The 11,636-nt window shown below is 61.4% G+C and carries 14 protein-coding genes; 12 read left to right on the top strand and 2 right to left on the bottom strand.

Annotated elements, in window-relative coordinates:
* Nucleotides 1–38 precede the first annotated feature (38 nt).
* From ffh to CK486_RS06330, 6 genes are all read left to right on the top strand, one after another.
* Nucleotides 39–1,415, top strand: coding sequence for a signal recognition particle protein (gene ffh / locus CK486_RS06355; RefSeq protein ID WP_095939440.1), 1,377 nt, complete (start codon nt 39–41; stop codon nt 1,413–1,415).
* A 161-nt stretch (nt 1,416–1,576) separates the two neighbouring features.
* Nucleotides 1,577–1,822, top strand: a complete 246-nt coding sequence (gene rpsP / locus CK486_RS06350; protein WP_095939439.1) for a 30S ribosomal protein S16 — start codon at nt 1,577–1,579, stop codon at nt 1,820–1,822.
* A 3-nt stretch (nt 1,823–1,825) separates the two neighbouring features.
* Nucleotides 1,826–2,362, top strand: a complete 537-nt coding sequence (rimM, locus tag CK486_RS06345; protein ID WP_095939438.1) for a ribosome maturation factor RimM — start codon at nt 1,826–1,828, stop codon at nt 2,360–2,362.
* Nucleotides 2,363–2,367: 5 nt separating this feature from the next.
* Nucleotides 2,368–3,111: a tRNA (guanosine(37)-N1)-methyltransferase TrmD gene (trmD, locus tag CK486_RS06340; RefSeq protein WP_095939437.1), complete on the top strand. Its 744-nt coding sequence runs from the start codon at nt 2,368–2,370 to the stop codon at nt 3,109–3,111.
* Between the two features lie 41 nt (nt 3,112–3,152).
* A complete protein-coding gene (rplS, locus tag CK486_RS06335; protein WP_095939436.1) occupies nt 3,153–3,503 on the top strand; it encodes a 50S ribosomal protein L19 in 351 nt (116 codons plus the stop codon).
* A 147-nt stretch (nt 3,504–3,650) separates the two neighbouring features.
* The gene (locus tag CK486_RS06330) at nt 3,651–4,079 is read left to right on the top strand and encodes an acyl-CoA thioesterase (RefSeq protein ID WP_095939435.1); all 429 of its coding nucleotides are present in this window, start codon (nt 3,651–3,653) and stop codon (nt 4,077–4,079) included.
* A 53-nt stretch (nt 4,080–4,132) separates the two neighbouring features.
* Here CK486_RS06330 and CK486_RS06325 read toward each other — a convergent pair whose 3' ends face one another.
* Nucleotides 4,133–4,813, bottom strand: coding sequence for a hypothetical protein (locus CK486_RS06325; RefSeq protein ID WP_095939434.1), 681 nt, complete (start codon nt 4,811–4,813; stop codon nt 4,133–4,135).
* A 232-nt stretch (nt 4,814–5,045) separates the two neighbouring features.
* On the opposite strand from CK486_RS06325, the gene xerD reads away from it, so the two are divergent.
* The 4 genes from xerD (at nt 5,046) to thrC (ending at nt 9,613) form a co-directional block, all read left to right on the top strand.
* Nucleotides 5,046–5,942: a site-specific tyrosine recombinase XerD gene (xerD, locus tag CK486_RS06320; RefSeq protein ID WP_095939433.1), complete on the top strand. Its 897-nt coding sequence runs from the start codon at nt 5,046–5,048 to the stop codon at nt 5,940–5,942.
* A gap of 93 nt (nt 5,943–6,035) precedes the next feature.
* The gene (locus tag CK486_RS06315) at nt 6,036–6,770 is read left to right on the top strand and encodes a DsbC family protein (RefSeq protein ID WP_095939432.1); all 735 of its coding nucleotides are present in this window, start codon (nt 6,036–6,038) and stop codon (nt 6,768–6,770) included.
* 114 nt (nt 6,771–6,884) lie between these two features.
* Complete coding sequence (locus CK486_RS06310; protein WP_095939619.1) at nt 6,885–8,189, top strand: homoserine dehydrogenase; 1,305 nt, start codon at nt 6,885–6,887, stop codon at nt 8,187–8,189.
* Between the two features lie 14 nt (nt 8,190–8,203).
* Nucleotides 8,204–9,613 (top strand): threonine synthase, encoded by a 1,410-nt coding sequence (thrC, locus tag CK486_RS06305; protein WP_095939431.1) that lies wholly within the window; start codon nt 8,204–8,206, stop codon nt 9,611–9,613.
* Nucleotides 9,614–9,678: 65 nt separating this feature from the next.
* Here the strand turns inward: thrC and CK486_RS06300 are convergent, their stop codons facing one another.
* The gene (locus CK486_RS06300) at nt 9,679–10,629 is read right to left on the bottom strand and encodes a GlxA family transcriptional regulator (protein WP_095939430.1); all 951 of its coding nucleotides are present in this window, start codon (nt 10,627–10,629) and stop codon (nt 9,679–9,681) included.
* A 115-nt stretch (nt 10,630–10,744) separates the two neighbouring features.
* Here CK486_RS06300 and CK486_RS06295 point away from each other — a divergent pair, with 115 nt between their 5' ends.
* Together CK486_RS06295 and CK486_RS06290 are read left to right on the top strand one after the other, a co-directional pair.
* Nucleotides 10,745–11,221, top strand: a complete 477-nt coding sequence (locus CK486_RS06295) for a nuclear transport factor 2 family protein (RefSeq protein ID WP_095939429.1) — start codon at nt 10,745–10,747, stop codon at nt 11,219–11,221.
* A 60-nt stretch (nt 11,222–11,281) separates the two neighbouring features.
* Nucleotides 11,282–11,599 carry a GIY-YIG nuclease family protein gene (locus CK486_RS06290; protein WP_095939428.1) on the top strand — a complete coding sequence of 106 codons (318 nt, stop codon included), beginning with the start codon at nt 11,282–11,284 and terminating at the stop codon, nt 11,597–11,599.
* Nucleotides 11,600–11,636: the final 37 nt, after the last annotated feature.

Genomic DNA, 11,636 nt, shown 5'->3' with positions numbered 1-11,636 from the left:
TCCGCGGTCTGCCGCAAGCCATCCCCTGAAGGATCGTCATGTTCGAGAATCTAACCGATCGCCTGTCCCAGACGCTGCGCCATGTCACCGGCAAGGCCAAGCTGAGCGAAGACAACATCAAGGACACCCTGCGCGAAGTGCGCATGGCCTTGCTGGAGGCAGACGTTGCCCTGCCGGTGGTCAAGGACTTCGTCAACAAGGTCAAGGAGCGTGCGGTCGGCACCGAGGTCTCGAAGAGCCTGACGCCGGGGCAGGCTTTCGTGAAGATTGTCCAGGCCGAGCTGGAAGCCATGATGGGCTCGGCCAACGAAGACCTTGCGCTGAATGCTGCGCCGCCGGCGGTGATCCTAATGGCTGGTCTGCAGGGGGCGGGTAAGACCACCACGGCGGGCAAGCTGGCGCGCTTCCTGAAGGAGCGCAAGAAAAAGACCGTGATGGTGGTTTCGGCTGACGTGTACCGCCCGGCGGCCATCAAGCAACTGGAAACCCTGGCCAATGACATTGGCGTGACCTTCTTCCCTTCCGATGTCACGCAGAAACCGGTGGCGATTGCCGAGGCGGCGATCCGTGAGGCCAAGCTCAAGTTCATCGATGTGGTGATTGTCGACACCGCCGGCCGACTGCATGTCGATGCCGAGATGATGGACGAGATCAAGCTGGTCCATGCGGCCGTCAAACCGGTGGAAACCTTGTTCGTGGTCGATGCCATGACCGGTCAGGATGCCGCCAATACGGCCAAGGCCTTCAATGATGCGCTGCCGCTGACCGGTGTGGTGCTGACCAAGGTCGATGGTGATGCCCGTGGCGGTGCGGCACTGTCCGTGCGCGCCATCACCGGCAAGCCGATCAAGTTCCTCGGCATGGGCGAGAAGACCGAAGCGCTGGATCCGTTCCATCCGGATCGCGTGGCTTCGCGCATCCTCGGCATGGGCGATGTGCTCAGTCTGATCGAGCAGGCCGAGCAGACCCTGGATCGTGAAAAGGCTGAAAAGCTGGCCAAGAAGATCAAGAAGGGTAAAGGCTTCGATCTGGAAGACTTCCGCGATCAGCTGCAGCAGATGAAAAACATGGGTGGTCTCGGTGGTCTGATGGACAAGTTGCCATCGATCGGCGGGGTCAACCTGGCGCAGATGGGTGGTGCGCAGAGTGCCGCCGAGAAGCAGTTCAAGCAGATGGAAGCCATCATCAATTCGATGACGCCGGCCGAGCGGCGTGATCCCGATATCATCAGTGGTTCGCGCAAGCGCCGCATCGCCATGGGCTCAGGTACCCAGGTGCAGGACATCGGCCGGCTGATCAAACAGCACAAGCAGATGCAGAAGATGATGAAGAAGTTCACCTCCAAAGGCGGTATGGCCAAGCTAATGCGGGGCATGGGCGGCATGCTGCCGGGCGGGGGGATGCCCAAACTCTGATTGCCAGCGCCGGCACCGCGCATATCCGGGGTGGTGCCGATAAGCGGTGGGAAAAAGAGATTTGCAATTGCCCGGATAATCCTTAGAATATGCGGCCTTTCGGGCCATGTGCCCAGCGTGCATATTCATTTTGCAAGCACCGACTACAGGAACGAAGTTCAATGGTAACCATCCGTCTTGCTCGTGGCGGCTCCAAAAAGCGCCCCTTCTACCACCTGACCGTGACCAACAGCCGCAATGCGCGCGATGGTCGCTTCAATGAGCGCGTGGGTTTCTTCAACCCGGTTGCTTCGGGTGCTGAAGTCAAGCTTTCCGTCAATCAGGAGCGCGTCAACTACTGGCTGAGCCAGGGCGCCCAGCCGTCCGAGCGCGTTGCCCAACTGCTCAAGGAAGCGGCCAAGGCCTAATCCATGCAGCAGTCGCCGACACCCGCCGAGGACCTCGTTGTTCTTGGCAAGATCGTTTCGGTGTTCGGCATCAGGGGCGAGGTGAAGGTTTATTCCTTCACGGAACCGCTTGATAACCTGCTGGACTACCGCCGCTGGACGCTACGGCGTGACGGCGAAAGCAAGCAGGTCGAGGTTGTCAGTGGGCGTTTGCATGGCAAAGTGCTCACCGCCAAGCTCAAGGGTCTCGACGATCGCGAAGTGGCCCGTACCTACGCCGGTTATGAGATCTGTGTGCCGCGCAGCTTGCTGCCGGAACTGGATCAGGGCGAGTACTACTGGTATCAGCTGGAAGGTTTGATGGTCATTGATCAGCAGGGGCAATTGCTCGGCAAGATCGACCATCTGCTGGAAACCGGTGCCAACGATGTCATGGTGGTCAAGCCGTGTGTCGGCAGTCTGGATGATCGTGAACGCCTGTTGCCCTATATCGAGCAATGCGTGTTGTCGATTGATCTGGCCGCTGGCGAGATGCGGGTCGATTGGGATGCGGACTTCTGAAGCATATGCATGTTTCAGTCATCAGCATTTTTCCGGAAATGTTCGCTGCCATCAGCGAGTACGGAATAACCAGCCGCGCGGTGAAGCAGGGGCTCCTTGAGCTGCGCTGCTGGAATCCGCGGGATTTCACCGATGACCGTCATCAGACGGTGGATGATCGCCCCTTCGGTGGCGGCCCCGGCATGGTGATGAAGATTCAACCGCTGGAACGTGCACTGGCTGCGGCCAGGCAGGTTGCCGGTGAGGGCGCCAAGGTGATCTACCTGTCGCCGCAAGGGCAAACGCTGAAGCAGGCGTCCGTGCGGGAGCTGGTAAGGGAACAGTCACTGATCCTGATTGCCGGACGCTACGAAGGCATTGATGAGCGTTTCATTGAAACGCATGTTGATGAGGAATGGTCGATTGGCGATTACGTCCTGTCCGGCGGTGAGCTGCCGGCCATGGTGCTGATCGATGCGGTAACGCGTTTGCTGCCCGGTGCATTGGGCCACGCGGACTCCGCCGAGGAGGACTCGTTTACCGATGGCCTGCTCGATTGCCCGCACTACACCCGACCCGAGGTGTATGAAGGCAAGCGTGTTCCTGATGTGCTGCTGAGCGGCAATCACGAACACATCCGGCGCTGGCGCCTGATGCAGTCCCTTGGTCGGACTCAGGAACGCCGTGCTGATCTTCTGGATTGCCGCTCGCTTTCTGGAGAAGAGACAAAGCTGCTGGCGGAGTATTTCCGTCAGCGGGACGATAGTTAACGTATCGATGGCAAACCGCTGGTTTGTCTTAGGAGCACAGCATGACCAACAAGATCATTCAGCAGCTCGAAGCTGAACAGATGAACAAAGAGATTCCGGCTTTCGCCCCGGGCGACACCGTAATCGTGCAGGTTAAAGTGAAGGAAGGCGACCGTTCGCGTCTGCAGGCCTTCGAAGGCGTGGTAATCGCCAAGCGCAACCGTGGTCTGAACAGTGCTTTCACTGTGCGCAAGATCTCCAACGGTGTTGGCGTTGAGCGTACCTTCCAGACCTACTCGCCGCTGGTTGACAGCCTGAGCGTCAAGCGTCGCGGTGACGTGCGCAAGGCCAAGCTGTACTACCTCCGCGAGCTGTCCGGCAAGGCCGCACGCATCAAGGAGAAGCTGGTTTAATCCGCTTCCCTTTCGAAAAAAGCAGCCTGCGGGCTGCTTTTTTTATGTCTGTATCAATTCCGCATTTGAACCGATTCGCTATTGGCGAGCCGCAGCAAGCATGGCGGCGCGCCCGTGGCGGCTGTAGTCATTTCAGGTAGTAATGGCATGACCCCAAGAGAGCTGGAAATCCAGCGGCGCACGGCGCTGTCGGAAAGTCGCGTGACCAAGACGGTGTTTCCGTTTACCACCAACCATCACAACACCCTGTTCGGCGGTACCGCGCTGGCCTGGATGGATGAGGTGTCGTTCATTGCGGCGACTCGCTTCTGCCGTTTGCCGCTGGTGACAGTTTCCAGCGATCGCATCGACTTCAAGCATGCCATTGCTGCCGGCTCCATTGTGGAACTGGTGGGGCGAGTAATCGCTGTTGGCCGAACCAGCCTCAAGGTCGAGGTTGAGGTGTTTGTCGAAAGCATGTCGCAGGATGGCCGGGAGAAGGCAATCAGCGGTGTGTTCAGTTTTGTGGCCATTGGCGATGACAACAAGCCGATTCCCGTTCTGCCGGACTACCCGCCGAATGATGCGGGTGCTTGAGGTCGGATGAAACAAAAAAGGCGCCTGAAGGCGCCTTTTTCATGGGGCATGCTTTACGGGCGTATCTTGATGGTCAGCGAGGCCTGTGACAGGTCGATGTCCTGAATGCTCAGGCTGCCGAAGCTCTGGTTGCTGGGGGCTCCGGCGACACGGATGTTGTCGAAGCGCATTTCGCCGACGGAGCTGGGCAGGCGTACGTTGATCGAGCCATCCGGGTTGATGGTTGAGGTCATTTTGCTGGTGTCGTAGACCACGTTGCTCACGCTGGTTTCCGCTTGCAGGTTATCCAGTACCGGCATCACCAGTTTTGCCAGGCCTTGCAGGGTTCCGAGGCCGTCGCCGTCTTTGGCGGTGAGGAACAGTTGCTGCAGCGTCTCGTCAAGGCCTTGAGCGCTGACACCGCTGAGCTCGTCATCGCTGAGCGGCTGCATGCCCTTGTGCTCCAGATTGGCGGTGATGGCGGTAGGCGGTTGCAGGCGGCCTATGTCCGCGCTGGCCATCTGGAACGGGCTGAGCAGGGCGGCGACCAGTGTGGCGGTCAGACGCAGATTCGTCTGTTTGCGCAGTGCTTTCTGCAGTTGTTTCTCGGTGACCAGGCCTTGCTCAATCAGGATCTCGCCAAGGCGCTTTTTGCTGGTCAGCTGCAGCTGGATGGCGGCATCCAGCTGTTTGGAAGTGATCAGATTCTTGTTGATCAGAATCTGACCGAGGCGCGAGTGCTGTTGATTGGACATGATCAATGGGCCGCAGATTGTAATGGCAGGATGGAATCATCGCCTGCACAGCAATGGTCGTCACCCATCCTAGGATAGGTGGGCAACGGCTCTTGTCACATTTAGACCAGTGAGTGCGTCGGGCGGTAACGTGTTTTCTTCAGGTGTGGCGATAGGTGTCGCGGCGGCTGCGCAATTGCTGGTGAGGGTGGGCTGTGAAAGACTGCGCGCTTCTGATTCTTGACGAGCGGCAATGAGCGCCTGCGAACACCCCCTTATCGATGAGTACCTCGACAGTCTCTGGCTGGAGAAGGGGCTCTCGCAACACAGCCGGGTTGCATACCGCAGTGACCTGGAACAGCTGCACCACTGGCTGCAGGATTCGGGTGTGTCACTCGAACACGCTGGCCGGGAGGTATTGCTTGATCACCTGTCCTGGCGGCTGCAGGCGGGTTACCAGGCGCGTTCCACGGCCCGCTTTCTCTCGGCCCTGCGTGGCTTCTATCGCTATCTGTTGCGACAGGGGCAGATTACCGAAGACCCGACTCTGCAGGTGGCGATGCCAAAGATCGGACGGCCGCTGCCCAAGTCGCTGTCCGAAGCGGATGTCGAGGCATTACTGGCCGCGCCTGATATTGCCGAACCGCTGGGCTTGCGTGATCGCTGCATGCTTGAGGTGCTGTATGCCTGTGGTTTACGTGTGACAGAGCTGGTGTCGCTGACCTTGGAACAGCTCAATCCACGTCAGGGTGTCCTGAGAGTCTTCGGTAAGGGCAGCAAGGAGCGTCTGGTGCCACTGGGCGAGGAGGCGCTGCTCTGGCTGGAGCGCTATCTGCAGGAGGGCAGGCCGCTGTTGCTCAAAGGGGCACCGAGTGACGTGCTGTTTCCCAGTTTGCGGGGCGAGCAGATGACGCGGCAAACCTTCTGGCACCGCATCAAGCTGCACGCACGCACGGCGCTGATCCAGGCGCCGCTGTCACCGCATACCTTGCGCCATGCCTTTGCCACTCATCTGCTCAACCATGGCGCCGATCTTCGCGTGGTGCAGATGCTGCTGGGGCACAGTGATCTGTCGACCACGCAAATCTATACCCATGTGGCCAAGGCGCGTCTGCAGGCACTGCATGCGCAGCATCACCCCCGCGGTTGAGTCTGTCATCAGCTGCAAACATCCGTTCGGCCCGCTTCGCCTGACGGCGCGGGCTTCTGTGGTAGGCTGCGACGTCCATTCAAGGAGTGTTTCATGCGTGTATCTCGTCTTTTTGCCGGCCTGACCCTTGCTCTGGCCGCTGCCGTTGCCAAGGCCGCCGATCCGGATCAGGCCATTCGCAAGACCCTCACGTCCATTCAGCCTGATCTGCCGATCGAGGCGATTGCCGAGAGTGCCATGCCGGGGCTGTACCAGGTTCAGCTCAAGGGTGGGCGCCTGCTCTACGCCAGCCCGGACGGGCAGTACATCCTGCAGGGCGACTTGTACCGTGTACGGGATGGCAAAGCGCAGAATCTGACCGAGCAGCATGCCAGCAAGGAAATTGGGGCCATGCTGGCCAAGGTGCCCGCCAGCGAAATGGTGGTGTTCCCGGCCAAGGGTGAGACCAAGACGCATATCACGGTGTTTACCGATACCGACTGCGGTTACTGCCAGAAACTGCACTCGGAAGTCCCGGAGCTGAATCGTCGTGGTGTCGAAGTGCGCTATCTGGCGTTCCCGCGTCAGGGTGAGGGCAGTCATGGTCATCAGACGCTGGTCAGTGTCTGGTGTGCCAAGGATCGTCAGGCGGCGATGGATCTGGCCAAGGCGCGCAAGGAGGTACCGGCAGCCACCTGTGATAACCCGGTGATGAAGCAATATGCGCTGGGTCAGGAAATCGGGGTTACCGGCACTCCGGCCATCGTGCTGGCCAACGGGCAACTGATTCCGGGTTATCAGCCTGCCCCGCAGCTGGCCAAACTGGCGATCGAAGCCAGCGCTAAATAAGCCGCGCCGAAGCGGCCATTTGACAGTAAAATGGCCGGCTTCGTAATGTGCAGTCCTTTTAATCGGCCGGGCATTGCCCGGCCGCTTCGTGCAGAGATGATGGGGAGTTTCAGCGTGAAACCGGTCAAAGTAGGCATCTGTGGGCTTGGTACCGTCGGTGGCGGTACCTTCAATGTACTCAAACGCAATGCCGAGGAGATTGCCCGCCGTGCCGGGCGTGGCATTGAAGTCGCCCAGATTGCCGCGCGTGACACCAACCCGAAGTGCGATACCAGCGGTACCCCCATTACCGCCGACGTCTTCGATCTGGTGAACAACCCGGAAATCGACATCATCATCGAACTGATCGGTGGTTACACCATCGCCCGTGATCTGGTGATGAAGGCCATCGAGAACGGCAAGCATGTGGTCACCGCCAACAAGGCGCTGATTGCAGTACACGGCAACGAGATTTTCGCCAAGGCCCGTGAGAAAGGCGTCATCGTGGCCTTCGAGGCGGCCGTAGCCGGTGGCATCCCGGTGATCAAGGCTATCCGCGAGGGCCTGGCGGCCAACCGCATCAACTGGCTGGCCGGCATCATCAACGGCACCGGTAACTTCATCCTCACCGAGATGCGTGAGAAGGGCCGTGCCTTCGCCGACGTGCTGAAAGAAGCGCAGGCGCTGGGCTATGCCGAAGCCGATCCGACCTTTGACGTAGAAGGTATCGATGCTGCCCACAAGCTGACCATCCTGGCCTCCATCGCTTTCGGTATTCCGCTGCAGTTCGACAAGGCCTACACCGAGGGCATCACCAAGCTCACCAGTGCCGACGTCAACTACGCCGAAGCGCTGGGCTACCGCATCAAGCACCTGGGTGTGGCCCGTCGCACCGAGGCCGGCATTGAGCTGCGCGTGCACCCGACCCTGATCCCGGCCGACCGCCTGATCGCCAACGTCAACGGCGTGATGAACGCGGTGATGGTCAATGGCGACGCCGTCGGCAGCACCCTGTACTACGGCGCCGGTGCCGGCATGGAGCCGACCGCTTCTGCCGTGGTGGCCGATGTGATCGATGTGGTTCGTGCGCTGACCACCGATCCGCAGAACCGCGTGCCGCACCTGGCCTTCCAGGCCGATCTGCTGTCCGATCATCCGATCCTGCCGATCGCCGAGTGCCAGAGCGCCTACTACCTGCGCATCCAGGTACAGGACCGTCCGGGCGTGCTGGCCAAGGTGGCGACCATCCTCTCCGAGCGTGGCATCAACATCGAGTCGATCATGCAGAAGGAAGCCGAGGAGCAGGACGGTCTGGTGCCGCTGATTCTCCTCACCCACCGTGTGACCGAACAATCCATGAACGACGCGATCAACGCGCTGGAAGCCCTGACCGACGTGTCCGGCCCGGTCATGCGTATCCGCGTCGAGCACCTGAATTAAGAAGGGCGAGCACCATGCGTTATATCAGTACCCGCGGTCAGGCGCCGGCCCTGAACTTTGAAGACGTGCTGCTGGCTGGCCTCGCCAGCGACGGCGGCCTCTACGTGCCGGAAAACCTGCCGCGCTTCACGGTGGAAGAGATCGCCTCCTGGGCCGATCTGCCGTACCACGAGCTGGCTTTCCGGGTGATGCGCCCGTTCGTGGCCGGTTCCATCGCCGATGCCGATTTCAAGAAGATTCTCGAAGAGACCTACGGCGTGTTCGCGCACAAGGCCGTAGCGCCGCTGCGTCAGCTGGACACCAATGAGTGGGTGCTCGAGCTGTTCCACGGCCCGACCCTGGCGTTCAAGGATTTCGCCCTGCAACTGCTGGGTCGCCTGCTCGACCACGTGCTGGCCAAGCGCAACGAGCGTGTGGTGATCATGGGCGCCACCTCCGGTGACACCGGCTCGGCGGCCATCGAAGGCTGCAAGGCCTGCGACAACGTCGATATCTTCATCATGCACCCGCACAACCGTGTGTCCGAGGTGCAGCGCCGGCAGATGACCACCATCCTCGGCGACAACATCCACAACATCGCCATCGAAGGCAACTTCGATGACTGCCAGGAGATGGTCAAGGCCAGCTTCGCCGATCAGGGTTTCCTCAAGGGCACCCGTCTGGTGGCGGTCAACTCGATCAACTGGGCGCGGATCATGGCCCAGATCGTTTACTACTTCCATGCGGCCCTGCAGCTGGGCGGCCCGGCGCGTTCCGTGGCGTTCTCGGTACCGACCGGCAACTTTGGCGACATCTTCGCCGGTTACCTGGCGCGCAACATGGGCCTGCCGATCAGTCAGCTGATCGTGGCGACCAACCGCAACGACATCCTGCACCGTTTCATGAGCGGCAATCAGTACGTCAAGGAAACCCTGCATCCGACCCTGTCGCCGTCCATGGACATCATGGTGTCCTCGAACTTCGAGCGCCTGCTGTTCGACCTGCACGGCCGCAACGGTGCCGCCATCGCCAGCTTGATGGAGACCTTCAAGCAGGGCGGTGGTTTCAGCGTCGAACAGGATCGCTGGACCGAAGCACGCAAGCTGTTCGATTCGCTGGCCGTCAGCGATGAACAGACCTGCGAGACCATCGCTCAGGTATACCAGGAGTGTGGCGAGCTGCTCGACCCGCACACTGCCATCGGCGTGCGCGCCGCCCGTGAGTGCCGCCGCAGCCTGAGCATCCCGATGGTGACCCTCGGCACCGCGCATCCGGTCAAGTTCCCGGAAGCGGTGGAGAAGGCCGGCATCGACGCGGTTCCGGCGCTGCCGCCGCACCTTGCCGACCTGTTCCAGCGCGAGGAGCGCTGCACTGTGCTGGCCAACGACCTGAAGACCGTGCAGCAGTTCGTCGCCGCCCATGGCAACCGTGGCAAGCCGCTGTAAGTCTTGAGGTAATGCCAAAAAGGCCAGTCCCCGTCAGGTGACTGGCCTTTTTGTTTTTGGACGGATCAGGGCGCCAGTACGCGGCGACGGTAGGCGCCGGGCGTTTCCCCGCACAGCTGTTTGAACAGGCGGGCGAAGGTGGCGCGGTCCTGATAGCCCACGCTCAGCGCGATCTGCTCCAGTGATTGCTGCGGCTGGCGAAGAGCGCTCTGCGCCGCGACGATGCGCAGGCGTTGCAGGTAGTCGTTGGGCGTCAGACCGGTGGCTGCCTTGAAGCGCCGCAGCAGGGTGCGGGTCGAGCAGTGCAGGCGGGCGGCCAGCGTTTCCAGGTCGATGCTCTCGGCATGTCGGCGTTGCAGCCAGCGCAGCAGGTCGAGCAGCGCGGGATCATCCTGGCGCGGGGTGGGCAGCAGGGGCTGAAAGCGCGTCTGCTCGCCACGCTGCCGGTCCACCACCAGCGCCGCTGCGGCCTGCTCGGCCAGCCAGGGGCCGGCATGCTGGCTGATCAGGTGCAGGCACAGATCGAGTCCGGCCTGCGCGCCACCAGAGGTGAAGCGTTGCTGGTGCTGGCAATGCAGGTGCTGCACCTGCAGGCGCACTCTGGGATAACGCTGCCGAAACTGACTGGCCAGGGCCCAGTGCGTGGTGGCCGTGCCGTCGTCGAGCTGCCCGGCTTCGGCCAGGAGGAAGGCGCTGCTGCACAGGCTGGCCAGGCTCTGGCTGGCTGGACGCCGGGCCAGCCAGTCGAGCAGCGTCTGGTTATCGGTTAGCGTGCGGGCGATATCGCTGCCGGTGGCCGGTAACAGCAGCAGGTCGGCGCTCTCGGCCAGTGTCAGATCACCGTCCACGTCGATGCGTGCGTAGGGCAGCTGAACCGCCTGGCCATCGCGGCTGCAGCGGCTGAGGCGAAAAAGAGGTTCGCCGGCCAGATGGTTGGCCAGGCCGAAACAGTCATGGGCCTGGCTGAGGCTGGACACCACGGTCTGCGGGCAGACATACAGGCTGATATGCAGCACGGCGTATCCCAGAAGCTATGATTTGGCGAATATCAACACAAAGTTGTCTTTAACGCCAATCGAGGTGCCGGGCGGCATCGACCATACTCCTGCTCACCCCACACAGGAGCCTGCCATGAACCACGCCAATGCCGAACTGATTCGCCGTTTCTACACGGCCTTCCAACAGCTGGATGCCGAATCCATGGCGGCCTGCTACACCGGGGATGTGCACTTCCGTGACCCGGCTTTCGGTGAGCTGCACGGGCGCGAGGCCGCTGACATGTGGCGCATGCTGTGCCAGCGGGCCAAGGATTTCTCGCTGACCTTCGATGGCATCACGGCTGATGACCAGCGCGGTACGGCGCACTGGGTGGCGACCTACACCTTTACCCAGACGGGGCGCACGGTGGTCAACGATATCCATGCCGAGTTCGTTTTCCGCGACGGGCGGATTGCCAGGCACTATGACCACTTCGACTTGTGGCGCTGGACCCGTCAGGCGCTTGGCTTCAAGGGCCTGTTGCTGGGCTGGCTACCGGCCGTGCAGGGTGCGGTGCACCGGCAGGCACGTCAGGGGCTGGCTGCCTGGCAGCGCGCGCAGCAGGGGTAGGGCTGGAGCAAGGGGCGCGGATCGTCTACCGTGGCCACCTCTTCCTGCAGGTGAGTCCCCGTGTCCGTTGCCGATTGTCCAGTCGCCGAGTCGCCAGAGGCCAAACCCTGGTACGTCTATCTGGTGCGTGCCGCCAATGGCGCGTTGTACTGCGGTATCAGTGATGATCCGCAGCGGCGCTTCCGGCAGCACCAGAGCGGCAAGGGTGCCCGTTTCTTTCACTCCAGCCCGGCGCAGGCGCTGGTGTATGTCGAGTCCTGTGCCGGCAAGGGCGCGGCGCTGCGTCGCGAGCGGGCGATCAAGCGCCTGGCCAAACCGGCCAAGGAGTTGCTGGTGCAGGGCTGCATGCAGCCGGCTGATGACACGCTATCAAGCTGACGCCGTGGCGGTAGGCCATTGCCAGGACTGGCGGTAA

Source organism: Pseudomonas sp. HAR-UPW-AIA-41 (assembly GCF_002304225.1).
In the GTDB taxonomy this organism is placed as follows: domain Bacteria; phylum Pseudomonadota; class Gammaproteobacteria; order Pseudomonadales; family Pseudomonadaceae; genus Aquipseudomonas.
The sequence above is the reverse complement of the archived record's forward strand: the minus strand, read 5'-3'. Positions and strand labels throughout refer to the sequence as shown.

Coding starts and splice junctions, on each gene's coding strand:
- ffh (WP_095939440.1), top strand. CDS start 39: ATGTTCGAGAATCTAACCGATCGCCTGTCCCAGACGCTGCGCCATGTC.
- rpsP (WP_095939439.1), top strand. CDS start 1,577: ATGGTAACCATCCGTCTTGCTCGTGGCGGCTCCAAAAAGCGCCCCTTC.
- rimM (WP_095939438.1), top strand. CDS start 1,826: ATGCAGCAGTCGCCGACACCCGCCGAGGACCTCGTTGTTCTTGGCAAG.
- trmD (WP_095939437.1), top strand. CDS start 2,368: ATGCATGTTTCAGTCATCAGCATTTTTCCGGAAATGTTCGCTGCCATC.
- rplS (WP_095939436.1), top strand. CDS start 3,153: ATGACCAACAAGATCATTCAGCAGCTCGAAGCTGAACAGATGAACAAA.
- CK486_RS06330 (WP_095939435.1), top strand. CDS start 3,651: ATGACCCCAAGAGAGCTGGAAATCCAGCGGCGCACGGCGCTGTCGGAA.
- CK486_RS06325 (WP_095939434.1), bottom strand. CDS start 4,813: ATGTCCAATCAACAGCACTCGCGCCTCGGTCAGATTCTGATCAACAAG.
- xerD (WP_095939433.1), top strand. CDS start 5,046: ATGAGCGCCTGCGAACACCCCCTTATCGATGAGTACCTCGACAGTCTC.
- CK486_RS06315 (WP_095939432.1), top strand. CDS start 6,036: ATGCGTGTATCTCGTCTTTTTGCCGGCCTGACCCTTGCTCTGGCCGCT.
- thrC (WP_095939431.1), top strand. CDS start 8,204: ATGCGTTATATCAGTACCCGCGGTCAGGCGCCGGCCCTGAACTTTGAA.
- CK486_RS06295 (WP_095939429.1), top strand. CDS start 10,745: ATGAACCACGCCAATGCCGAACTGATTCGCCGTTTCTACACGGCCTTC.